This window comes from Streptomyces silaceus, from assembly GCF_001419745.1.
Classification (GTDB): domain Bacteria; phylum Actinomycetota; class Actinomycetes; order Streptomycetales; family Streptomycetaceae; genus Streptomyces; species Streptomyces silaceus.
This window is the reverse complement of the sequence record NZ_LIRJ01000209.1, coordinates 17,692-40,436: the sequence shown is the minus strand read 5'-3', so window position 1 is coordinate 40,436 and position 22,745 is coordinate 17,692. Positions and strand designations below refer to the sequence as shown.

Genomic DNA, 22,745 nt, shown 5'->3' with positions numbered 1-22,745 from the left:
CGCCGCCGACCTCGCGGCCGAGGTGATCACCGAGAACCTCACCCTCCTGGCCACGCCCGCCTTCGCCGCGCTCCGGCCCAAGGTCGCGGAACTGCGCGGCGAAGGCGAGCGGATCGGGCTCGTGCCGGGCCGACGGGACCCGTCCCCGGGGTGGCTGATCATCAGAACCCCGGAAGGCCCCCGCTGGGAACGGAGCCGGGCCAACACCAACACCCGCACCCAGACCCACGCCCGCACCCGCACCCAGACCCACGTCGACGTGGTCGTCTCGGGCGAGGTGACCGACCTGATGCTCCTGCTGTCCCGCCGCATCCCGCCGGAGGACCACCGGGTCACGGTGACGGGCGACGCCGCACTCCTGACGCACTGGCTGACGCACACGGTGCTGTAACCACCCTCTATTCATCGGACCCCTGGCTCGAACCGCGCCTTCAACTGGCGCCATCGACGCGCCAGTTACCCTCCCCGACCCCCATTGACATCCGATGTATTCATCCCTACGTTCCCGAGCGACCCCCCAATCCAGGGAACCCCGGGAGCCGCCCCATGCGCCACAGAGCCACTGGAATCGCCCTGCTCCTCGCCGCGACCCTCGCGGGCGCCACCGTCTCCTCCGCCACGGCGGACGAAGCCGCACCCCGACCCGAACGGCACAACACGTCCGAGCCGAGCAGGTCCGAGCCGGCCGCAGGCCCCGGCACGGATCACGCCTCCGACGACCCCTTCACCGCCGACCGCACCAACTGGTTCCGCCAGGACCGGTTCGGGATGTTCATCCACTTCGGCGCCTACTCGAACCTGGAGGGCGAGTACAAGCGCCCCGACGGCACCGTCTGCCGCGACGCCGAGTGGATCAAGCGGCAGTGCGACATCCCCATGGACGCGTACGAGAAGCAGGCGCAGTCCTTCAACCCCGCCGACTTCGACGCGAAGGCCGTCGTCAAGGCGGCCAAGGACGCCGGGATGCGCTACATCGTCATCACGTCCAAGCACCACGAGGGCTACGCGATGTGGCCGACGAAGGTGAACGACTGGAACCTGCGCGACCACTCCTCCTTCGACAAGAACCGCGACATCCTCGCGGAGCTGAAGCAGGCCTCCGACGACGCCGGCATCAAGCTCGGCTTCTACTACTCGATCTGGGACTGGCACGACAAGGACTTCCCCGACCCGGCGACCTTCCCCCGGTACGAGAAGCGCATGTACGCCCAGCTCAAGGAGCTGGTCGACAACTACGACCCGGCGCTGCTCTGGTTCGACGGCGAGTGGGACACCGACAACCCCCACAACCCCTGGACGTCGAAGGACGGCGAGAGGCTCGAGGCCTACCTGCGCGGTCTGAACCCCGACCTCGTCATCAACAACCGCGTCGGCAAGCGCCGCGTGGTCGACGGCGACTACGGCACTCCCGAGCAGGAGATCCCCGGCGCCCCCGTCGACGGCCAGCTCTGGGAGTCGTGCATGACCCTCAACGGCCACTGGGGGTACGCCCGTTACGACCAGGGCTGGAAGTCCGCCCAGACCCTGACCCGCAACCTCCTCTCCACCACCTCCCGCAGCGGCAACTACCTCCTGAACGTCGGCCCCGACGCCCGCGGCCGCGTCCCGCAGCCCTCCGTCGACCGCCTCCGGCAGATGGGCGACTGGCTGCGCACGGCCGGCCAGGGCGAGGCGGTCTTCGGCGCCCGCTACGGCGGCCTCGTCGAGGAGCCCGGCTGGGGCCACGTGAGCCGCAAGGGCGACAAGCTCTACGCGGCCGTCACGCAGTGGCCGTCCGCCGGCGGCTCCCTGCACCTGAAGGCCCGTACGGACTTCGCGGTGAAGGGCGCCAGGGTGCTCGGCAGCGACCAGAAGGTGGCGGTCGCCGCGTCCGGCGACGGCTACGACCTCACCCCGTCGGGCGCCGCCACCAACGACACGGCGACCGTGATCGAGCTGAAGGTCGACCCGGGCCCGACCGCACGCCCCGGCAAGGGCAAGGGGCTCAAGCAGGAGATCTTCGACAACGCGAAGCTCGAAGGCGCCCCGAAGGTCACCCGCACCGACCCCACCCTCAACCACGCCTGGAAGTACAGCGGCTCCCCGGCCGCCTCGATCCCGGCGGACGACTTCAGCATCCGCTGGACGGGCTCCATCGAGCCGCGCCGCTCGGAGACGTACACCCTGACGACCGTCTCCGACGACATGGCCCGCGTCTGGATCGACGGCAAGCTGGTCATCGACTCCTGGTCGCCGCACGAGCCGCGACTCGACAAGGCACAGGTCGCCCTCACCGCGGGGAAGCGGCACTCCATCAAGGTCGAGTACGCGGAACGGACCGGTGAGGCACACCTGAAGCTGCTGTGGTCCAGCCCCGGTCAGGAGCAGCAGATCGTCCCGAAGAGCCAGTTGTACCCGCGCTGACCGGCCCCGACCGGCCCTGAGTGGCCCCGAGCGGTCACTTTGTCGCGATTCAGGCCCCAAGTCCCTTGCAGCAGGGGACTTGGGGCCCTTGTCGTAAGGACCATTGGCGGGCACTTTCGCGTCACCCGGCTTGGCAATGTTGATCGACGTCTGACCAGGTCCACGTACGTACGACAGGAAGAGACGAACGACCCGTGAGCGCGCCCGAAGCCCCCGAAACACCGGCACAGCCCGCGCCGGAGGCAGTGGCCCGGCACCGCACGCTGTTCCGCGCGATCCACCGCCGCAAGAACCCGCGGCTGCGCCGCTCGGACATCACGGTCACCGAGGAGGCTCAGGTCAAGCGGGCGGTGAAGGCGACCGCGCTGGGCAACGCCATGGAGTGGTACGACTTCGGCGTCTACGCCTACCTCGCCGTGATCATCGGCAAGGAGTTCTTCCCCTCGGGCAACGACACCGCCCAGACCCTCTCCTCGCTCGCCACCTTCGCCGCGGCCTTCCTCGTGCGCCCGATCGGCGGCATGTTCTTCGGGCCGCTCGGCGACCGCGTCGGCCGCAAGAAGATCCTCGCGCTCACCATGATCATGATGTCGACGGCGACGCTGGCGATCGGCCTGATCCCCAGCTACGCCACGATCGGCTTCTGGGCGCCGGTGCTGCTCGTCCTGTGCCGCATGGTCCAGGGTTTCTCGACCGGCGGCGAGTACGGCGGCGCGGCGACGTTCATCGCCGAGTACGCGCCCGACAAGCGCCGCGGCTTCTGGGGCTCCTTCCTGGAGTTCGGCACCCTCATCGGCTACACGGTCGCCGCCGTCCTGGTCACCGCCCTGACCGTGGGCCTCAGCGAGGACGCCATGCAGTCCTGGGGCTGGCGCATCCCGTTCCTGGTGGCGGCCCCGCTCGGTCTCATCGGCCTCTACCTGCGGATGAAGCTCGACGAGTCGCCCGCCTTCCAGAAGATGGAGGAGGGCGGCCCGGCCGCCGAACGCCAGAAGAAGTCCTTCGCGGAGTCCTTCTTCGGCCAGTGGCGGGCGATGCTGCTGTGCATCGCGCTCGTCGCCGCGTTCAACGTCACCGACTACATGCTGCTGTCGTACATGCCGACGTATCTCACGCAGCTCGGCTTCGGCGAGACGGGCGGCCTGATGTCGATCGTCATCGTGATGCTGATCCTGATGGCCCTCATCAACTCGGTGGGCCGCCTCTCCGACCGCATCGGCCGCAAGCCGGTCCTGATGGCGGGCTCGATCGCCTTCTTCGTGCTGTCCCTGCCGGCCTTCCTCCTGATCAAGCAGGGCGGCACGGTCGCCGTCTTCACGGGCCTGCTGATCCTCGGCCTCTCCCTGGTCTGCTACCTCGGCGTCATGTCCTCGGCGCTCCCCGCGCTCTTCCCGACGGACGTCCGCTACGGCTCGCTGTCCATCGGCTTCAACATCTCGGTCTCGCTCTTCGGCGGTACGACGCCACTCGTGGTCGCGGCGCTGATCGGCGCCACGGGGAACGACCTGATGCCCGCGTTCTACACGATGCTCGCCGGTCTCGTCGGCATCATCGCGGTCGCCGCGATGAAGGAGACGGCGCGCAAGCCCCTGGAGGGCTCCCCGCCGTCGGTGGCGACGGACGAGGAGGCCCAGGAACTGGTGGAGTCACAGCGTCAGCAGTGAGGGTGGGCTCCGCGCCCGGCGTAGGCCACGAACGCCGCCCAGGCGCGGGGCGCGAGCGCGAGCCGCGGGCCTTCGGGGTTCTTTGAGTCGCGGACGTGGATGGCGACGGGGCAGGGGGCGACCTCTACGCAGTCGTCTCCGGACCCTCCGCTGTAGCTGGACTTGCGCCAGGTGAGGGCGACTTCTACGCAGTCGCCGTCGCCGCTGCTGCTGTAACTGCTTTTGAACCAGGCGAGTTCGGGGGTGCTCATCACGCTCCTAGCATCTGCTGCAGCAGGCTCGTCGAGTCTGCAAGAGGTAGAGCCTGTGAGCGCATCCTGGCATACCGCGCCTGAAGCACGCTGATCTCTTTCGGGTCAGAGACGAACTGGCCATTGCGCTGCCCCTCGCTGTAGGCGAACCACTTGTTGTCGGGGTTTTCGAGCAACTGGAATGGGCCTGCAAGCCCGGCATGGCTCCCGCTCGTAAGCGGCATCACCTGCACTTCGATGTTGCGGCGCTCGGCGAGATCGAGGATGTGCCGGATGAGTTCCTGTGTGACCCCTACCCCGCCCACGCGACGCAGGAACAAATGCTGTTCGAGGATGAAGCTGAACGCCGTGTTCGGCCGGTCCGTGAGGAGCTTCTGGCGCTCGCCCCGGGCTGCCATCTGGCTCTGGATCTGCTCGTCACTCAGTGGCGGAAGTTGGTCGGCGAAGAGCGCCAGTGCGTATGCCTCGGTCTGTAAGAGGCCGGGGATCACCCGGCACTCGTACGTATAGAGGGAGATTGCCTCCTGCTCCAGTTGTGCCCAGCGGCGGAACCACGACGCCAGCCCCCGCTGCTTCGACAGCTGACTGACCGCCACCCGCAGCGTCCCGAACGCATCCAGCGTGGCCTCGCAGCGGTCGACGAACACCGGCGGCGGAAACCGTCTGCCCTGCTCGATCGAGGCGAGGAAATGCGTGGAGTAGCCGATCTCCGGCGCCAGGGACTCCTGTGTGTACCCGGCGCGTTTGCGAAAGCTCTTCAGGACCGCTCCGAAAGCCTTGAGTCCCTCGGTCGGTTCGGGCTCGTTGCTGCCCGTCGTGCTGGACGACATCACGGGTATCCCCTGACGCTCGCTTACCGTTCCCCGCCAACGCGCCCATGGTCACGGTCCGTCACGCGTACTGTCCACTGTTCGCACTCGTACAATTACCGAGCGTACGAGTTCGGTGTCTGGCGAGTCGTGCGGGGCCGGGGTCACCTTGGGTGCATGCCGATCCAAGCCCAACCCGAGACATCCGTACGGAACTTCACCCAGCGCCTCAGTGCCACCGCCCGGGGCGCGCGGCTCGCACGCAGGCTGGCCAGGTATCACCTGGACGGCTGGGGGATCGCGTACGACACCGAGCTGTCGGACGCGGCCGAGGCGGTCGTCGGCGAACTCGCGGCGAACGCGGTGACGCACGGCCGCGTGCCGGGCCGCGACTTCGAGCTGAGCCTGACGCTGGACGCGGACACGCTCCGTATCGAGGTGGCGGACACCCGCGCCGAACGCGTACCGCCGCAGAACCCCGAACCCCCGGGTCCCGACGGGGAGTCGGGCCGGGGGCTCGTGATCGTGGCGGCGCTCGCGGCGGAGTGGGGCGTGGCGGGGCGGGAGGTGGGCAAGACGGTCTGGGCTCACCTGGCCCTGCCGGGCGGGGATGGTCGCAGGACGGCCGCCGCGAGGGCGAGGCCGGTCGCGGTGACGCCGGTGGCGACCCAGAAGGCGAGCCGGTAGCCGTCGGCGGTGGCGGCGAGGGCGTCCGCGCCCTGTCCGGTGAGGGACTCCGTGCGGCTCGCGGCCAGGGTGGTCAGGACGGCGAGGCCGAGCGAACCGCCGACGACCTGGGTGGTGTTGAACAGGCCGGAGGCCAGTCCGGCGTCCTCCGCCGAGGCGCCGCCCATGGCGAGACCGGTGACGGCGGGCATGGCGGCGGCGAAGCCGGCGGCGAGCAGGAGCATGGCGGGCAGGACGTCGACGGCGTACGAGCCGTCGGCGGGGAGCCGGCCGAGGAGGGCGAGGCCGAGGGTGATGAGGGCGAGGCCCGCGAGGAGGGTGCGGTGGGCGCCGAAGCGGCCGATGACGCGGGCGGACAGGCCCAGCATCAGGACGCCGATGGCGACCGGGGCGGGCAGGAAGGCCAGGCCGGTGGTCAGCTCGCCGAGGCCGAGGACGCGCTGGAGGTAGAGGGCGCCGATGTACTGGAAGCCGTACATGCCGGCGATCATCAGGATCTGTACGGCGTTGGCGCCGGTCAGGACGCGGGAGCGGAAGAGGCGCAGGCGCAGCAGGGGGCGGGCGGCGCGGGCCTGGCGGACGGCGAAGGCGACGTAGAGGAGGAGAGAGGCGGCGGCGAGGGCGAGGGTGGAGGCGGTGGTGTGCTCGGCGGCGGTGACGATGGTGTAGACGGTGAGCATGAGGGCGGCGGTGACGAGGAGCGCGCCGAGGTAGTCGGCGCCGCCGCGGAGTCCGGTGCCGTGGTCGTTCTCCAGGACGCGGGCGGCGGAGACGAGGGCGACGACGCCGACGGGCAGGTTGATCAGGAAGATCCAGTGCCAGTTCAGGAGTTCGGTGAGGGCGCCGCCGAGGAACGTCCCGATGGCACCGCCCGCCGCGCCGACGGCGCTGAACATGGCGATGGCGCGGGCCTGTTCGCGAGGATCGGGGAAGAGGGCGACGAGCATGCCGAGGACGACGGCGGAGGTCATGGCGCCGCCGATGCCCTGGAGCGCGCGGGCGGCGACGAGCAGCCCCTGGCCGCCGGCGACGCCGGCGAGCACCGAGGCGACGGTGAACAGCGAGAGCCCCCAGGTGAACATCCGCTTGCGCCCGACGAGGTCGCCGAGCCGTCCGAAGAGCAGCAACAGGCCGCCGAAGGCGATGAGATAGGAGTTGACGACCCAGGCGAGCCCGGAGGCGGAGAACCCGAGGTCGCTCTGGACGGCGGGCATGGCGACGGTCACGATGGTGCCGTCGATGACGGTCATCAGAGCGCCGGAGGACAGCACGGCGAGCGAGGCCCAGGGGGACGCCACCCGCGAACCCCGACCCGCGACAGTCGCGACGGTCAGGTCTTCCACTACCTGGGACATGACGACGAGAACCTCCGTGAGCTGCATAGGTGCACGACTTGTAACGGGCACCATCGTGGGTGACCATGAGGGCCGGCAGAAGGAGGCACTTCGATGTCCCAGGGGAACACCGGTGTTACCTCGCAGGCAGTGCACGCGCAGGCGTGCCCGGTGCGGGAAGTTCTTGACAGGGTGGCGGGCAAGTGGAGCGTCCAGATCATCATCGCCGCGGCCCACGGCCCGATCCGCTTCACGGAACTGGAGCGGGCGGTGGAGGGCATCAGCCGCCGCATGCTGACCCTGACCCTGCGCAACCTGGAGAGGGACGGCCTCCTGTCCCGCACGGTCCACCCCACGGTGCCCCCGAAGGTGGAGTACGAACTGACGCCGGTGGCCCACGAATTGCACGGCACGCTCCTCCAGCTCACCGGCTGGGCGGAGCGCCACCGGGTGACGATCGCGGAGTCACGCGCGGCGTATGACGCGGGCCGGGGGCTGGCGGAGGTGTAGCCCTCGGGGCGGCTCAGGGCAGGGGCGATTGTCCGAAAGCAGAGGTTTGTGCCTGGTGGGTTGTGCCGAGGAATGATCCATGGCTGACGACACCGCGGCTCGGACCGCTGATGTGGCACGCGCGTACTACAACACCGATGACGTCGACGGCTTCTACGCCCACGCCTGGGGCGGGGAGGACATCCACGTCGGGGTGTACGAGGACGCGGACGAACCGATCGACCGGGCGGCCGGGCGTACCGTCGAGCGGCTGGCCGCGACGGTGGGCACCGCGCTGGGGGCCGGGGCGCGCGTCCTCGACATGGGGTCGGGGTACGGAGGCGCGGCCCGCCGGCTGGCCAAGAGCTTCGGCTGCCGCGTCGTGGCCCTCAACATCAGCGAGGTCCAGAACCACCGGCACCGCGAGCTCAACGTGCGGTGCGGACTCGACGACCGCATCGAGGTCGTGAGCGGCTCCTTCCACGACATCCCCTTCCCCGACGGGGAGTTCGACGTCGTGTGGTCCCAGGAGGCCCTGTGCCACAGCGGGGACCGGCCCAGGGCGCTGGGGCAGGCGCGGCGCGTCCTCAAGGCCGGCGGCCATCTCGTCTTCACCGACATCATGGCCGCCGACGACGCCCCCGAGGACGAGGTGCGCCCGCTCGCGGAGCGCCTGAGCATCACCGATCTCGCCACGCCGGGCTTCTACGAGGCGCAGTTGAGGATGCTCGGTCTCGCCGGGGTCGCCTTCGACGACCTCGGCGACCACCTGCTGACCCACTACGAACGCCTCGTCGAGGAGGTCCGCAGGCCGTCCCCGGCACTCGTGGCCGCCGTCAGCGCCGAGTACCTGGACCGCCTGCGGGCCAATCTGCCCCTGGTGGCGGCCGCCTGCCGCAAGGGGCACCTGAAGTGGGGGGTCTTCCACGCCACGGCATAGCGGGGAGGGAACCCCCTACCGGTGGGGTGTCACGGCTTGCGGCCCATGGCCCCGTACGCGTCGACCGGGGTCGCGTCCTCCGACTCCGCTCGCCAGCGGGTGACCTGGGCGACGCCCGGCTCGACCAGCTCCAGGCCGTCGAAGAAGCCGCCGATCTCCTCGGTGCTGCGCACGTAGTAGGGGATCGCGCCGCTCTTGTTGTACTCGTCCGAGGCCGCGATCATGCCCTCGCTGGTGGAGGTGGAGTCGCTGATCACCAGGTAACTGCCGGACGGCAGGCCCGCCATGAGGCGCCCGACCAGGTCCCTGGCCTGCTCGTACTCGGCGACGTGGCCGAGCGTGTTCAGGATCATCAGGGCGACCGGCTTCGAGAGGTCCAGCGTCTTGCCGGCCTCCGCCAGGATCGCCTCCGGCTCGTAGAGGTCGGCGTCGATGTACGCCGTCTCGCCCTCGGCCGTGCTCGTCAGCAGGGCGCGGGCGTGGGCGAGGACCAGCGGGTCGTTGTCGACGTAGACGATCCGCGAGTCCGGGGCCACGCGCTGCGCGACCTCGTGCGTGTTGTCCGCCGTCGGCAGGCCCGTGCCGATGTCCAGGAACTGCCGTACGCCGCGGTCCACCGCCAGGTGCCGCACCGCGCGGCCCAGGAAGTGCCGGCTGGTGCGGGCCACGTCGACCAGGCCCGGGAAGATCTCCTTGATGTGGTCGCCGAGCTCCCGGTCCTTCTCGTAGTTGTCCTTGCCGCCCACGAAGTAGTTCCAGAAGCGTGCCGAATGCGGCTTGCTGGTGTCGATGCGCGCGCGGATCTCCGCCGCGTCGGCGGCCTCGGCGGCGTCGATGGGGCCGAGCTGGAAGTCTTGGTCTGACACGGGATCCTCCTGGAACGTGCGGAGCACGGCGGGTGCGGCGCGGTCGCGGCACGCGTACTTCGATGACCGAAACGGGTAGTTCGATGATCAAGTAGATCGCGCATCAATCTAGCCGGTCCCATGCCGCCGTCAATTGCCTGCCCCGCCCCACGCACCGGAATCCAACGCGCCCGCCCGCAGCCCCGCTTGGAAACGGGACGTCGCCCCGAGCGCCGCCATCACCTCCGCGACGCGCCTGCGGTACGTGCGCAGCGACATGCCCAGCTCCCGTGCCGTCACCTCGTCGGTGTGCCCGGCGCCGAGCGCCCGCAGGATTCGCCGCGCCTCCTCGTCCAGCGCGGGCGGCCGCGTCCGCCGGTAGTCGGCGAGGTCCGTGGCCGTCTCCCAGGCCGCGTGCACCAGCGCCCTGACGCCCTCGACGGCGACGGGCGTCCGGATCACCGTGAACGTCCGCACACCGCGGACCGGCGCCCCCGCGAGGATCGCCACGCGCCGGTCGATCACGATCGCCTCATGGGCGAGCGGTGCCGCCGAGATGCGCACCTGCGCCCCCGAATCGGCGATCCGGACGAGCCGCCGCTCCGCCGCGTCGTTCGCCAGGGCCCGCGGCGTGTACAGCTTGCGCATCACCAGGCCGCCCGGCTCCAGCGGCGGCCGCCTGCCCCCGGCGAACGCGGCGTTCACCCCGGGCGAGAAGGTCTCCAGGTCCGCCGCCGCGCACAGGAACTCCTCGCGGGCCCCGGTGAACAGGGCGCCCGCCCGGCGCACCAGCTCGCGCTCGCCGCGCAGCGAGACGATCCGGTCGGTGTGACCCGTGGTGTCGGTGTGCTCCGTGCGGGCGCTGTGCTCCGTGCGGCCGGTGTCGTTCGCTGTGCTCGGCATGGTGCGCACAGTGTGCGACGAGGTGCCCGTGGGGTCAATGGCAGCAAGTTGCCACGTCGTCGCGCCCGGCGGGCGTACGCAAGAGGATCTCGGCCATGGCACTCACCCAGCACACCGACGACGTGCCGGCCGCCGCGGCCGGTCAGTACCGCATCGGCGGTGATCTCTCCGTCCACCGCATGGGATTCGGCGCGATGCGGCTGCCCGCGGCGACCTGGGACGGACCGGCCCACGACCCCGCGCGCGGCATCGAGGTCCTGCGCCGCGCGGTCGGCCTCGGCGTGAACCACATCGACACGGCCGCCTTCTACTTCCACGGCGACATCGCGGCCAACGACCTCATCCGCAAGGCCCTGCACCCCTACGCCGACGACCTGGTCATCGCCACCAAGGTCGGCCCCGGCCGCTTCCCCGACGGCAGCTGGATGAAACCGGCCGACCCCGCCGAGCTGCGCGCGGCCGTGCACCGCAACCTCCGCGAGCTGGGCCGCGACCACCTCGACCTGGTCTATCTCCGCTTCCTGCGGACCGACGGCCCCGGCGGCGACCGCTTCGCCACACTGGCCGCCCTGCGCGAGGAGGGCCTCATCCGGCACCTCGGCGTCAGCAGCGCCACGCCCGAACAGCTCGCCGAGGCGCAGGAGATCGCCCCGGTCGCCGCCGTCCAGAACCGGTTCAGCCCGCTGACGCGCGAGCACGACGACCTGGTCGAGCGGTGCGCCGCGCAGGACGTCGCGTACGTGCCCTACTTCCCGTTCGGCGGCGCCGGAGCACCCGATCTCGGGGCGCTCCGGCGGGTGGCCGACCGGCACGGGGCCACGCCCGCGCAGGTCACGCTGGCGTGGCTGCTCGCCGTCTCCCCGTCGATGCTGGCCATCCCGGGGACGTCGTCCCCGGACCACCTGGCGGAGAACGTGACGGCGGCCGCGCTCCGCCTGGACGCGGCCGACATCACCGAACTCACCGGGCTGACCGGGGCGGCCGAAGAGGCCTAGCCCGGCTGTCCGGCCCGGTTCACCGGATCCCGTTCAGTAGATCTCGTTCACCCACTCCGGGTGATCGATGAACGGGTTCCGGTTGTGCTGGAACTTGTCGAATATGACCTGGTTGCGGTTCTTCTCGAAGTCGTCCGGCGGGTCCTCGTCGCTCCACTGCTTCAGGACCGAGAGGCGGCCGATGGCGGGCGCGCTGCCGTTGTCGACCTTGTCGTTGGGCTCCAGGTCGGGGAAGCCGCTCTCGCCCTCGTACCGCACGGCCATGTAGAGGATCATGCGGGCCACGTCGCCCTTGACCGCGTCGCGCGGCTCGAAGGAGTCGCCGTCGGTGAGGTTGCCGGGGGCGCCCTCGACCTCGCTGCCGCCGTTGTCGAAGTCCTTGTTGCCGCGGATGCTGTTGACCCCGACGTCCTCGGGGCGCAGGTGGTGGATGTCGGTGCCGGGACCGGTCGCCGTGCCGAAGTCGCCGTGCGACTTGGCCCAGACGTGCTCGCGGTTCCAGTCGCCCTGGTCACCGCCGCTGCTCGACTTGGCCCGCGAGGTCCCGCTGTAGAGCAGGATCACGTTCGAGCTGTTGGCGGGGTCCTCGTCGGTGCTCTTGAGGGCGTCCCAGACCTGGTCGTACGACAGCTTGGTCTGGTCGCTGATGATCGTGTGGAGCGCGGCCTTGAGCTCGGGGCCGGTCTTGCCGAGCGCGTCCTTGTAGTACGTGTCGTCGTAGGTGCCGACGGACGCGGGGGCCGGAGCGGGTGTGGGGGGAGTGGTGGCCGTGGCGGTGGTCGGCACGGTGATGCCGGCGAGCACCGCGGCGGCGGTGAGGGCCAGGGGTTTCCAGCGGCGTACGCGCGGGACGGGCATGTGGGGTGTGTCCTTTCCCGGAAGCCTCGCGCGCCGCGCGCCCGCCCATCGAGCGTGCGGTCTACGCGAGTTGACCAATCAACCACCGGGAGAGTGGCACGGATGTACGGCTGGTCGTGTGAACGTCCTGGGACCATTGGGTAACGATGTCATGTACACGGCCGGTGGGCAGGGAAGAAGGCGCGGCCGGGAGCGGGCGTGAAGCGCCCCGGGCCCCGTCGTTCCACCGCGGGCGGCTACAGGCCCAGCGCCGCCGGATCCGCCGCGAGCGCCCGGAAGTACTCCCGCGGATCCGCCACCATGCGCCGCTCCTTGAGGTCGAGCAGCCCGCCCACCGAGCTGATGGTCGCGGCGACCGTGCCGTCCGCCCGGGTGATCGTCTGCTCGACGCCGAAGGTCTTGCGCTCACCCCAGACGAATGCGCAGCTCACCATCGTCTCGTCGCCCGCGCGCAGTTCGCGGAGATAGCGGACGGTGTTCTCCAGGACCACCGGGCCGACTCCCTTGTCCAGGAGGTCGGTCTGCTCGATGCCGGCCGCGCGCAGCAGGGACCACCGGGCGTGCTCGGCGTACTGCAGGTAGACGGCCTGATTCAGGTGTCCCTGTGAATCCGTCTCGTACCCACGGACGCCGACGCTCACGGAAAACGGCTCTGCCACGGTGTTCCCTCCGGTGATCTCGGGATGCTGCTCGGTGCGTTCAACTGTCCGGCGGGGTGGGCCATTCCGTGCCCTTCGTCACCCGCCGGCCCCCGGGCGCCTGCTCACACCCTCCTCGGCGACGCCAGCAGATAGCGGCCGCCGCCGCGCGGCGCGGCGTGCTCGCCGACCTGCCAGCCCGCCCGCTCCAGCGCGGCGGCGCAGGCGCGCAGCCCGTCCGGGGAGGGCGCGCGCACGGCGACCGCCTCCGGCTGCGGGGTGTCCGCCACGAGGTAGCCGTCGCGCCCCGGCCACGCGGGCGGCAGGCCCGCCGCCTCCAGGGCGAGCGCCGCCGCCTGCACCAGATGGGTCCGCTCCCAGCCGCAGGGCCGGTCGCGGGCGCCGTCGGTGTTCGTCATGCGGCGCAGCTCGACCAGGCCCTCCCAGGCGGTGCGGACCTCCCGCGCGCGGGAGGGGCCCTCGACGCCGGGGCCGGGCTCCGCGCCCGTGCGCGCGGCGAAGACGCCGGACGCGGGCGCCGCGGCCGGGGCGGGGTCCGGGGCGGGCGCCGCCCGGGGGACGGCGTCCGCGCCCCCGTCCCGTATCCGATGGCCGGCCGGTGTCAGGAAGTACGCGTGCGGGGGCCGCGGATGGCGGAAGGCGAGGCGCGCCCGCACCAGGCCCGCCAGCTGGGCCTCGGTGCCGCTCAGGCGCCCCGTCTCCGGGTCCGCGGCCTCGATGATCCGTCGCTGGACGGCTGTCGGATCCTTCACCGCACGCACCTCTTCCCGGCCGGTTCTCTCAGCTGGTTCCGATGGTGCCCTGTGCCACTGACATCACGAGTTCGAGGACCCGCCGGTCCTCGTCCGCGTCCGCCCGCTCCTCGGGCGTGCCGGGGTAGGTGTCCAGGAGCACGTCCGTGGCGCCGAGCCCCGCCAGCGTCTCCAGGTCGCCGCGGATCTGGTCGACGCTGCCGTGCCCGAGGGGGCGCTCGGCGGTGTCCGGCCGCTCCCCGATCCTCAGCTGGAGGCGGGGCGCGAGGTCCGGCACGGGACGCCCCGCGGCCTCGGCCTCGGCGGCGATGCGGGGGAGGGCCGCGCCGAGCAGGTCACGGGTCGGCATGAACGGGTGCCAGGCCTCGCCGAGCCGGGCCGCGCGGCGCTGGGCGGCGGGGGAGTTGCCGCCGACCCAGACGGGCAGCCCGGGGCGGGTCGCGGGAGCGGGGGCGGTGCGGACGTCGTCGTAGGAGACGTACGTGCCGTGGAACGACGTCGGGTCCTCGCGCCAGGCGGCGCGGATCGCGGTGAGGTACTCGTCGGTGATCGCGCCGCGCTCGCGGAAGGGGACGCCGAGCACCTCGTACTCGGCGGCGGACCAGCCGACCCCGGCGCCGAGGATGAACCCGGCCTCGTTGAGCCGGTCGATGTTGGCGGCGAGGCGAGCGGTCTGTAGAGGGTGGCGGTAGGGGATGACGGTGATGGTGGTGCCGAGCCGCAGCCCCGGCACACGCCCCGCGAGGTGGGCGGCGAGCACGAACTGGTCGTAGAACGGCGCCGGATACACCGCGTGGACGTCGGGGGTCACCGCGATGTGGTCGGAGATCATCGCGAACGCGAAGCCGAGATCACGGGCGTCGGTCGCCTGCCGCACGAGGGAGTCGGGGGTGGTGCCGGAACCGAAGTTGAGAAGGTTGACGCCGTATCGCATGCGCGCCAGTCTTGATGATCAAGACGGCGCGTGTCGAACCGGGTTACGGGGTGCGGGGGTTGGCGCCCGCCACGGGCGCCGCACGCCGGACCGTGTGGAGGTCCCGCCCCCTACGGCCGGAGGTTCCAGCTCGCCACCACCGGGCGCCCGTGTTCCGTGCTCAGCCGGCTCACCGTGCCCGTGGCCAGGAGGAACATCGAGCCGCCCGACGGCGGCAGGCCGAGGCGCCGGGCCGCGAGGACGCGGAGGAAGTGGCTGTGGGCGAAGAGGACCACGCTGCCCTCGTTGTTCGCGAGGGCCGCGTCCACCTTCGCCAGCATGCGGTCGGCCCGCTCGCCGACCTGCTCAGGGGTCTCCCCGGGGTGGGACGGCGGGCCGGGGGCCACGCCGTCCGTGAAGAGGTACCAGTCCGGGCGCGTCCGGTGGATCTCGACGGTCGTGACGCCCTCGTACGCGCCGTACTCCCACTCGCTCAGGTCGGGGTCGACCCGCGCGTCGCCGAACCCGGCGAGCTCGGCCGTCTCCCGCGCGCGCCCGCGCGGGCTCGTGAACGCCGCCCCGATGCGGAACCCGCCGATGAGCGGGGCCAGCGAGCGGGCCTGCGCCCGGCCGTTGTCCGTGAGGGGGATCTCCGTCCAGCTGGTGTGCTGCCCGGAGAGCGCCCATTCGGTCTCGCCGTGCCGTACGAGGAGCAGATCACCCATGGTCGCGCCATTCCTGTTCAACGGTTGTTCCCGGTGGTGGCGGGGCCGTGCGGCCCCGCCACCACCGAGACTGCCACGCCGTCCGCGGCGGACCGCGGCGGCCCCGGCGCCTACATGCCCTGCGGCACCCGCGCGGGCCGGCCCGAGCCCCGCGTCAGGGCGTAGCCGCCGACGCCCGCGAGCGCCGCGAGGACGCCGCCGGCCGCCGTCCACAGCCACCGCGAGGACCACCAGCCGGAGGACCAGCCGTCCTCCGGCTCCGTGGCCGCGGCGGGCCGCTGCTTGTCCGAGCCCGCGCCCGGCACCAGCGGCTCCGCCAGCGACCCGTCCACCGCCTGCGCGCCGCCCGCGTCGGTCGTGGTGACCTTCGCCTCGGCCCGCACCGGCAGACCCAGGTCGTCCGCCTTGAGGTCGGAGACGGTGAGCCGGATGTAGTAGGTCCCCGGCAGCGGGTCGTTCGCCCACCGCTCCGACCAGGCCCGCACCGTGCGCAGCGTGCACGAGAGCGACACGGACGCGTCGTCCTGCGCGGCCGTCCGCGCGGGCGTGCCGAGCCGGCAGTCCTGGCGGCGCCGCAGCCCGTCGTACACGTCGACCCGCCAGGTGGACGCGGCGTGCCGGGCCGCGGCCTCCGGCAGCTTCACCGTGGCGTGCACGGTGGCGCGCTGCCCGGTGTCCAGGGGGACCGCCCAGTACAGGTAGTCACCCGTGGACGCCTCCGCCGTGGCCTGCTGGTCGGGGCGGACCGGCGTGGCGGTGCGGAAGGACGTGCCCGCCTCCGTCGCCTCGTCGGGCTTGTCGTCGTCGGCGCCCGCGACGCCCGCCGCCCCGGTCAGGGCCAGCAGGGCGGCGCAGGAGACCGCGGCGATACGGCCCCACACACGTGTCGTACGCATCAGTTGGTCCTCCAGACCGCGAAGCGCCAGCGCGAGAGCCAGCCCCACACCACACCGGCGAGGAAGCCGACGAGGACGAGCAGACCCAGCAGCCACCAGCCGTGGCCGAGGCCGAAGAAGGCGACGTCGGACGCCTCGTCGGAGGAGTCCACCAGGTCGACGGCGAGCTCGACCGGCAGGCCCGGCGCGGTCTTCACCGACGCGGGCGCGGAGAAGGAGTTGCTGACGCGCAGACAGACGGTCTCCGAGGCGGTCTCGTCGTCCTCGTCGTCCGCCTCGGGGGTCGGATAGCGCAGACCCGTCGAGATGACGTCGGTGCGGCCGTCGCCGGACTCCTGGCCGCGCACGAGCTCGCGGCCGTTCGGCGTCTCGGCGCGCAGCAGCACGCCGTAGTCCTGGTTCACGGCCCGGTCCGCGCCCACGCTCACCGAGGCCCGCAGCTCCTTGCCCGCCGGGACCTCCACGCGGTACCAGCGGTGCTCGCCGAACTTCTCGCGGTCGGTGTAGAGACCCGACTCCAGCTTCGGCGCGTCGGTGCACTGCGCCGCGCCCTTCGCCTCGACCGGCGTGACGACCGGATCGGCCGCGCGGTCCACCAACTGCTTGACGCGGCCCGAGAGTTCATCGGTGTGCCGGATCGAGGTGTACGTGCCTCCGGTCGCCTCCGCGATGCAGCTCAGCTGGTCGCGGGTCTTGGCGTCGGGCACCAGGCCGAGCGTGTCGATCGTGAGGTGGATGCCCTTGGCGGCGATGTCGCGGGCGACCACGCACGGGTCGAGCGGCTGGCAGGTGTCCTCGCCGTCGGAGATCAGCACGATGCGGCGGCTGCGCTCGGCCTCGTCGTCCGTCAGGTCGTCGGCGGCCTTCAGGAGCGTCGGGCCGATCGGGGTCCAGCCGGTCGGCGCGAGCGTGGCGACGGCGGTCTTCGCGTCGGTGCGGCCCGCCTTGTCGAGCTGCTCCACGGGGTAGAGCAGCTCGGTGTCCTTGCAGCCCGTCTTGCGGTCGTCGCCGCGGTAGTTGGCGCCGAGGGTGCGTATGCCGAGGGCGACCTCGTCCGGGGTGGCGTCAAGGACCTCGTTGAAGGCCTGCTTCGCCGCGGCCATCCGGGACTTCCCGTCGATGTCGCGGGCCCGCATCGAGCCGCTGACGTCGAGGACGAGCTCGACCTTGGGGGAGGGCTGTGCCGGTTCGTCGTCGTCCTCGGCGGCCGCGGCGGGGCCTGCCGTGACGAGCCCGGCGGTCAGGGCGGCGAGCAGGGCGATGACCCAGGCCGCCGGCCGTTGTCTTGTGATCATCGCCGGATCCTATTGATGTCGGCGGCGCATCCCCAAAACGGCGTCAGGCCACGACGCACGGCCACGGCTTGACTACGCGTCACGCGCGCCGGGGGCGTGCGCCGCGTCACACGGATCGGCGTCGGCTCAGCTCATCGCCGCAGCTCACGGCCCCGGCTCACCGCTTCAGCTCGCGCCCCCCGAACGCCCCGCTCCCGTCCGCCCGCTTCCACCACGCCTCCAGCGCGGTCCGGTCCATGGCCCGCCAGTCCGGAGTGTCCTGGACGAGCGCCGTGCCGAGCCGCCGCCCGAGGTCGACCATCGAGCGGCCGGAGACGGTGCGGTCGGTGTCGTACGTGTCCAGAGCCTCCGCCCAGGTGTCCGCCGTGGCGAGCGCGGCCTCCAGGACCGTGGCGTCCTGGAGCGCCTTGACCGCGCCCGCGCCGGTGTGCGGCCGGGCCACCGCCGCCGCGTCGCCCACCAGCAGCACACGGCCCGCGGTGCAACGGGGTGCGGTGAAGTCGTACATGGGCTGCAGGAAGAGCTCGTCGGGCGCCGTCTCGCGCAACAACGCGCCCCAGAAGGGCGGCACGAGCGCGTCGGCGACGTACGCGAGATGCGCGGCGAGCGCCCGGGTGAGGCCGCCCGGCGGCAGGCTCGTGGGTCCGGTGAGCCGCAGGTCCAGGCCGAGTCCCAGGTCGAGGTCCGGGGGCGGCGCGGTGTACAGGACCCAGTTGACGCGGTGGCCGCCCGCGCCGTCGGGGATGCGGTAGAGGATGACGTGGCCGCCCGGGAAGACGACGTACGCGCAGTCGTGTTCGGCCCACAGGTGCGGATCGGCGAGCCTGGCCTCGGGGAACGCGCCGCGCCAGGCGAGATACCCGGCGTACGCGGGACGCACGTCGCCGAACGCGGACGTCCTGGCCACCGAGCGGTAGCCGTCCGCGCCGACGACGAGGTCGAACTCCTCGGTGCCGTCGGCCGTGTCGACCCGCACGCCGTCCGGCCCCGGGTGCAGCGCCTCGACGGGCGTACCCGCGCGGAAGTCCGCCGTCTTGGGCACCCGGCTTCTCAACTCCCGCCACAGCGGACCCCAGTTGTACGTACGGAAGGGGAAGGGCGTCTCGGCGATCTCGCGCCCCAGCGGCGCGTCGGTCGCGTCGTCGCGCACGTACCAGCGTCGGCGCGCCATCCGCACCCACGGCATGCCCGCGTCCAGGTAACCGGCCGACTCCAGCTCCGCGTACCGGGCGTCGTGCACGGCGAGCCCGACGCCGCGGTCCGCCAGGTCCCCCGACGCGCGCTCGTACACGGTGATCTCGTCCGCACCTCCGCGGTGCGCGGCCAGCGCCGCGGCGCACCCGGCGATGCTGCCGCCCACGACGGCGACCTTCCCTCCACGCATCATGGCGCCATCCTGGCAGCGGGGATGACCGTCTGTCAGCGCAGCGAGACCCCGCGCCCCGCGAAGAATGGCTCGAACTCGGCGGCGGACAGCCGCGCGGTCCGGGTGGGTCCGTCGATGCCCGACGGGTTGTGGAAGTGCAGCAGTCCGTCGGCCGTGCGCCCGGTGAGCAGGACCAGATGGCCGCCCCTGCCCGGCGCGGGGCGGTGCGGGCGGCGGATCTCGTAGTGGACGGAGGCGATGACCTGGCGCCCCTCGTCCAGCAGAGCGGTGATCTCCTCGACGGAGAGGTGCCGGTGGACCGTCGCGTCGACACCGTGCTCCTCGCGCGCGTACTCCGCGAACGGGGTGTAGATCATGCCCTTGATCACCCCGTCCGTCTCGGTGTACGCGCCGTACTTCAGCGCGCCGTCCCGCAGGGCGAACAGGGACGGCGCGGCCGTGCCGAGCGCCATCCTGAAACAGGTGAGGCCGCACAGGTGGCCGCACCAGCGGGCGTAGTCGTCGAGGGTGGCCGCGCCCGAGGTGCGCCAGGCCGGGTCGGCGGCGCGGTCGAACCCGTCGTACACGATGGGCGCGACGAGCTCGGGCGAGGCGAACTGTGTCTGGACCGGCTGTCCGCAGGTGGCGCAGGACGGTGTCACGGTGCTCCCGGTGGTCGGTGTGACGGTCGGTGTCACTGACGGTAGCCGCTCAGGAAGCGGCCGATCCGGCTGATCGCCGCGTCGAGGTCGTCGGCGTGGGGGAGGGTGAGGATGCGGAAGTGGTCGGGGCGGGCCCAGTTGAAGCCGGTGCCCTGGACGACCTGGATCTTCTCCTGGAGCAGCAGGTCGAGGACGAACTTCTCGTCGTCGTGGATCGGATGGACCTTCGGGTCCAGGCGCGGGAACGCGTACAGCGCGCCCTTCGGCTTCACGCAGGAGACGCCCGGGATCTCGTTCAGCTTCTCCCAGGCCCGGTCGCGCTGCTCGTGCAGCCGGCCGCCGGGCGCCGTCAGGTCACGGATGGACTGGCGGCCGCCGAGCGCGGCCTGGATGGCGTACTGCGCCGGGGCGTTGGGGCACAGCCGCATGGAGGCCAGCATCGTCAGCCCCTCCAGATAGCTCTTCGCGTGCTGCCGCGGTCCGGTGACGACCAGCCAGCCGGAGCGGAAGCCCGCCACCCGGTAGGTCTTGGACAGGCCGCAGAAGGTGAGGACCACCAGGTCCGGGGCGAGCGCGGCGACGCTGTGGTGCACGGCGTCGTCGTACAGGATCTGGTCGTAGATCTCGTCGGCGAAGACCATCAGGCCGTGCCGGCGCGCCAGGTCGAGGATGCCCTCCAGGATCTCCTTCGGATAGACCGCGCCCGTGGGGTTGTTGGGGTTGATGATCACGACGGCCTTGGTGCGGTCGGTGATCTTCGAGGCCATGTCGTCGAGGTCGGGGTACCAGTCCGCGGACTCGTCGCACACGTAGTGGACGGCCTTGCCTCCGGAGAGGGTCGTCACGGCGGTCCACAGGGGGAAGTCGGGCGCGGGGACGAGCACCTCGTCGCCGTCCTCCAGGAGGGCCTGCACCGCCATGGTGACCAGCTCGGAGACGCCGTTGCCGAGAAAGACGTCGTCCACGGAGACGTCGTCCAGGCCGAGCGCCTGGTAGCGCTGGGCGACGGCGCGCCGGGCGGAGAGGACGCCGCGCGAGTCGGTGTACCCGTGCGCGTTCGGGAGCATCCGGATCATGTCCTGGACGATCTCCTCGGGCGCCTCGAAGCCGAAGAGCGCGGGGTTGCCGGTGTTGAGGCGCAGGACGCTGTGGCCCGCCTCCTCCAGGGCGTTGGCGTGCTCGATGACGGGGCCCCGGATCTCGTAACAGACCTCGCTGAGCTTGCTCGACTGCCGGAACTCCATGCGGTGCGCCTCCCGTGACGTGTGTGACTTGGTTTTACCAAGTACCCGCTTGGAAAGTCCAACAACTTGCATAGACTATGCCGCATGCCACCTCAGCAGCCCCGGACGAACGCCCGGTCCCGCCGAAGCTACGACCAGTACTGCGCCGCCGCCCGGGGCCTCGACGCCGTGGGCGACCGCTGGACCCTCCTGATCGTCCGGGAGCTGCTCGCGGGACCGCGCCGCTACACCGACCTGCACGCGGACCTGCCCGGCGTCAGCACGGACGTCCTCGCCTCGCGCCTGAAGGACATGGAGCAGCAGGGCCTGTCCACGCGCCGCCGCCTGCCCCCGCCCTCGGCCGCGTACGTCTACGAACTCACCGGCAGGGGGCGGGAGCTGCTGCCCGTCCTCCAGGCCATCGCCGCCTGGGGCGCGCCCGCCCTGGACGAGCGCAGGCCCACGGACGCCGTGCGGGCGCACTGGTTCGCGCTGCCGCTGCTGCGCTCCCTCGCGGGAGCCGGTGTCGAGGGGCTCGTCCAAGTCCGGCTGCCCGAAGGGGAGTTCCACGTACGCGTCGGCGGTGACGGGGATTCCTACGGCGAGGGCCCCGCGCCGGACGCCCCCGAGGTGTGCCTCGCGCTGGACGCGGAGACCTGCGTCGCGGTGAGCAGGGGCGAGCTGACGGTGGGCGAGGGAGTGCGGCAGGGGCGGATCGAGCTCTCGGGCGAGGGCGTCCTGGCGAAGGTGCTGCTCGCCGGCTAGGTCGCGGCCCGGTTGACAACTGCTGCTTGCTGATCAACAGTTGGTGTTTGTGGATCTGGACCTGGCGCTCGTGCGATCGTTCGCGATCACCGCGGACGAGCTGCATTTCCGGCGCGCGGCCGAGCGGCTCTGCATCACGCAGCAGGCGCTGTCCCAGCGGATCCGCCGCCTTGAGCTGCTGCTCGGTGTCTCACTCTTCGTCCGGGGCAACCGGAGCGTCGCGCTGACCGACGAGGGGCAGCGTTTCCTGGAGCCGGCCCGCCGCGTCCTCGAAGCGGCCGAGGCCGCCGTCCGGGCCGTACAGCCCCGTGAGCGCTGCCCGTTGCGGGTCGACGTGGTCGACGGGCGGCTCGCGCCCCTCCGGCTGATCCGCAAACTGCTGGAGGAGGACCCCGACCTGCCGCTGAACATGAGCATGCGGCAGTCACTCGGCGCCGCGCTGCCCGCGCTGGCCCGGGACGAGATCGACACGGCGTTCGGCCGGGTCCACGACGTGCAGGGCTGGTCGGCGGAGTTCGCGCACCGCCTCGTACGTCTGGAGCCGCTGCGGGCGCTGGTGCCGGGCACCCATCCGCTGGCCGACCGCGACGAGCTGCGGATCGCGGACCTGCGCGCCGGCGGCATCTGGCAGGCCCGCTATGGAGTGACGTCGGAGTGGGAGCACTACGTGCGCCGCCTCGCGGACGCCTTCGACCTCTCCCTCACGCTGTCGGGCGCGGCGCTGAGCGACGAGCACTTCGTCGAGCGCCTGTGGAGCCATGGCGACATGGCGTGCCTGGTCGGGGCTGACGTCTCCTACGGCGACTCGCCGGACATCAGGAGCATCCCGCTCGTCGACCCCACGCCCGTCTATCCGTGGTCGATGGTGTGGCGCCGACAGGCGGGCCATCCCCTCGTCGAGCGGCTGGTGAGCCTCGCCAAGAGGTCGGCCGGAGATTGGCTGACCCACGTGCCCGGGGAGATCTGGCTGCCGGTCCCCGACCGGGCCCTGCTGCGCGGTGCGGCCGTCGCCGCGGACGTCCTCCCCGGCTGAACCGGCCATCATCACTTCGCCCGGTGCCCGGCGCCTGGCGTGAACTTGATCGTTTGTGGACGGCGCGCTCCGGGTAACCGAGCGCGCCCACGGCCCGCCGTGGCCGCCTGAGCGCGTGCCGCACAGCCGTTCCCAAACATCTCCTGATCGCGGTGTCAAGTCACCGCCGAGACGTCCGGATTCCGGCGAGGCTCTTTGCGACCCTTTGGGGCGCAGGTATTGCCGAGGTAATGTGCTGGTCGTTAAAAGTAAAACTCGTAGAACAGCTTCCGGATATG

General features: G+C 71.7%; 23 protein-coding genes and 1 pseudogene. 9 read left to right on the top strand and 15 right to left on the bottom strand.

Annotation, left to right across the window (positions count from 1 at the left end; all coding sequences use genetic code 11):
- The 3 genes and pseudogenes from AOK22_RS20585 to proP all read left to right on the top strand — a co-directional run.
- Positions 1–391: pseudogene (locus AOK22_RS20585) on the top strand (hypothetical protein); the annotation flags it as partial.
- Positions 392–546: 155 nt separating this feature from the next.
- Positions 547–2,403 carry an alpha-L-fucosidase gene (locus AOK22_RS20580; protein WP_055700161.1) on the top strand — a complete coding sequence of 619 codons (1,857 nt, stop codon included), beginning with the start codon at positions 547–549 and terminating at the stop codon, positions 2,401–2,403.
- A 194-nt stretch (positions 2,404–2,597) separates the two neighbouring features.
- Positions 2,598–4,067 carry a glycine betaine/L-proline transporter ProP gene (gene proP / locus AOK22_RS20575; protein ID WP_055700160.1) on the top strand — a complete coding sequence of 490 codons (1,470 nt, stop codon included), beginning with the start codon at positions 2,598–2,600 and terminating at the stop codon, positions 4,065–4,067.
- Here proP and AOK22_RS20570 read toward each other — a convergent pair.
- Together AOK22_RS20570 and AOK22_RS20565 are read right to left on the bottom strand one after the other, a co-directional pair.
- Positions 4,058–4,318: a DUF397 domain-containing protein gene (locus AOK22_RS20570; RefSeq protein WP_055700159.1), complete on the bottom strand. Its 261-nt coding sequence runs from the start codon at positions 4,316–4,318 to the stop codon at positions 4,058–4,060. The genes proP and AOK22_RS20570 overlap by 10 nt on opposite strands.
- On the bottom strand, positions 4,318–5,148 hold the full coding sequence (locus AOK22_RS20565; RefSeq protein ID WP_055700158.1) for a helix-turn-helix domain-containing protein: 831 nt from the start codon (positions 5,146–5,148) through the stop codon (positions 4,318–4,320). The genes AOK22_RS20570 and AOK22_RS20565 overlap by 1 nt, the downstream gene beginning before the upstream one ends.
- Positions 5,149–5,304: 156 nt before the next feature.
- On the opposite strand from AOK22_RS20565, the gene AOK22_RS20560 reads away from it, so the two are divergent.
- Entirely contained in the window at positions 5,305–5,814 is a 510-nt protein-coding gene (locus AOK22_RS20560; protein WP_055700157.1) for an ATP-binding protein, read from the top strand.
- On the opposite strand, the gene AOK22_RS20555 is transcribed toward AOK22_RS20560, so the two are convergent.
- Positions 5,715–7,169: a DHA2 family efflux MFS transporter permease subunit gene (locus AOK22_RS20555; RefSeq protein ID WP_055700169.1), complete on the bottom strand. Its 1,455-nt coding sequence runs from the start codon at positions 7,167–7,169 to the stop codon at positions 5,715–5,717. The two genes, AOK22_RS20560 and AOK22_RS20555, sit on opposite strands and share 100 nt — an antisense overlap.
- 93 nt (positions 7,170–7,262) lie before the next feature.
- Here AOK22_RS20555 and AOK22_RS20550 point away from each other — a divergent pair, with 93 nt between their 5' ends.
- Both AOK22_RS20550 and AOK22_RS20545 read left to right on the top strand, forming a co-directional pair.
- Positions 7,263–7,658 carry a winged helix-turn-helix transcriptional regulator gene (locus tag AOK22_RS20550; RefSeq protein WP_079036706.1) on the top strand — a complete coding sequence of 132 codons (396 nt, stop codon included), beginning with the start codon at positions 7,263–7,265 and terminating at the stop codon, positions 7,656–7,658.
- 79 nt (positions 7,659–7,737) lie between these two features.
- On the top strand, positions 7,738–8,577 hold the full coding sequence (locus tag AOK22_RS20545) for an SAM-dependent methyltransferase (protein WP_055700155.1): 840 nt from the start codon (positions 7,738–7,740) through the stop codon (positions 8,575–8,577).
- 29 nt (positions 8,578–8,606) lie between these two features.
- Here AOK22_RS20545 and AOK22_RS20540 read toward each other — a convergent pair whose 3' ends face one another.
- Positions 8,607–9,443 carry an SAM-dependent methyltransferase gene (locus AOK22_RS20540; protein WP_079036708.1) on the bottom strand — a complete coding sequence of 279 codons (837 nt, stop codon included), beginning with the start codon at positions 9,441–9,443 and terminating at the stop codon, positions 8,607–8,609.
- A gap of 129 nt (positions 9,444–9,572) precedes the next feature.
- The gene (locus tag AOK22_RS20535; protein WP_237773294.1) at positions 9,573–10,325 is read right to left on the bottom strand and encodes a helix-turn-helix transcriptional regulator; all 753 of its coding nucleotides are present in this window, start codon (positions 10,323–10,325) and stop codon (positions 9,573–9,575) included.
- Positions 10,326–10,420: 95 nt separating this feature from the next.
- On the opposite strand from AOK22_RS20535, the gene AOK22_RS20530 reads away from it, so the two are divergent.
- Positions 10,421–11,320 carry an aldo/keto reductase gene (locus AOK22_RS20530; RefSeq protein WP_055700154.1) on the top strand — a complete coding sequence of 300 codons (900 nt, stop codon included), beginning with the start codon at positions 10,421–10,423 and terminating at the stop codon, positions 11,318–11,320.
- 33 nt (positions 11,321–11,353) lie between these two features.
- On the opposite strand, the gene AOK22_RS20525 is transcribed toward AOK22_RS20530, so the two are convergent.
- The 10 genes from AOK22_RS20525 to AOK22_RS20480 all read right to left on the bottom strand — a co-directional run bounded on the left by AOK22_RS20525 (position 11,354) and on the right by AOK22_RS20480 (position 20,690).
- Complete coding sequence (locus tag AOK22_RS20525) at positions 11,354–12,178, bottom strand: endonuclease I family protein (protein WP_055700153.1); 825 nt, start codon at positions 12,176–12,178, stop codon at positions 11,354–11,356.
- Positions 12,179–12,414: 236 nt separating this feature from the next.
- A complete protein-coding gene (locus AOK22_RS20520) occupies positions 12,415–12,837 on the bottom strand; it encodes an acyl-CoA thioesterase (protein ID WP_055700152.1) in 423 nt (140 codons plus the stop codon).
- 104 nt (positions 12,838–12,941) lie between these two features.
- Positions 12,942–13,589 (bottom strand): hypothetical protein, encoded by a 648-nt coding sequence (locus AOK22_RS20515; protein WP_055700151.1) that lies wholly within the window; start codon positions 13,587–13,589, stop codon positions 12,942–12,944.
- Between the two features lie 28 nt (positions 13,590–13,617).
- Complete coding sequence (locus AOK22_RS20510) at positions 13,618–14,523, bottom strand: TIGR03619 family F420-dependent LLM class oxidoreductase (protein WP_055700150.1); 906 nt, start codon at positions 14,521–14,523, stop codon at positions 13,618–13,620.
- Positions 14,524–14,633: 110 nt separating this feature from the next.
- On the bottom strand, positions 14,634–15,227 hold the full coding sequence (locus tag AOK22_RS20505) for a histidine phosphatase family protein (protein ID WP_055700149.1): 594 nt from the start codon (positions 15,225–15,227) through the stop codon (positions 14,634–14,636).
- Positions 15,228–15,337: 110 nt separating this feature from the next.
- Positions 15,338–16,123: a hypothetical protein gene (locus AOK22_RS20500; protein ID WP_055700148.1), complete on the bottom strand. Its 786-nt coding sequence runs from the start codon at positions 16,121–16,123 to the stop codon at positions 15,338–15,340.
- On the bottom strand, positions 16,123–17,418 hold the full coding sequence (locus tag AOK22_RS20495) for a VWA domain-containing protein (RefSeq protein WP_055700147.1): 1,296 nt from the start codon (positions 17,416–17,418) through the stop codon (positions 16,123–16,125). The genes AOK22_RS20500 and AOK22_RS20495 overlap by 1 nt, the downstream gene beginning before the upstream one ends.
- Positions 17,419–17,575: 157 nt before the next feature.
- Complete coding sequence (locus AOK22_RS20490; RefSeq protein ID WP_055700166.1) at positions 17,576–18,802, bottom strand: FAD-dependent monooxygenase; 1,227 nt, start codon at positions 18,800–18,802, stop codon at positions 17,576–17,578.
- A gap of 35 nt (positions 18,803–18,837) precedes the next feature.
- Positions 18,838–19,446: a C39 family peptidase gene (locus AOK22_RS20485; RefSeq protein ID WP_055700165.1), complete on the bottom strand. Its 609-nt coding sequence runs from the start codon at positions 19,444–19,446 to the stop codon at positions 18,838–18,840.
- Between the two features lie 32 nt (positions 19,447–19,478).
- A complete protein-coding gene (locus AOK22_RS20480; RefSeq protein ID WP_055700146.1) occupies positions 19,479–20,690 on the bottom strand; it encodes a pyridoxal phosphate-dependent aminotransferase in 1,212 nt (403 codons plus the stop codon).
- 84 nt (positions 20,691–20,774) lie between these two features.
- Between AOK22_RS20480 and AOK22_RS20475 the strand changes: the two genes are divergently transcribed.
- Both AOK22_RS20475 and AOK22_RS43750 read left to right on the top strand, forming a co-directional pair.
- Positions 20,775–21,434 (top strand): winged helix-turn-helix transcriptional regulator, encoded by a 660-nt coding sequence (locus tag AOK22_RS20475; protein WP_055700145.1) that lies wholly within the window; start codon positions 20,775–20,777, stop codon positions 21,432–21,434.
- A 49-nt stretch (positions 21,435–21,483) separates the two neighbouring features.
- A complete protein-coding gene (locus tag AOK22_RS43750) occupies positions 21,484–22,467 on the top strand; it encodes a LysR family transcriptional regulator (RefSeq protein WP_055700144.1) in 984 nt (327 codons plus the stop codon).
- Positions 22,468–22,745 lie beyond the last annotated feature (278 nt).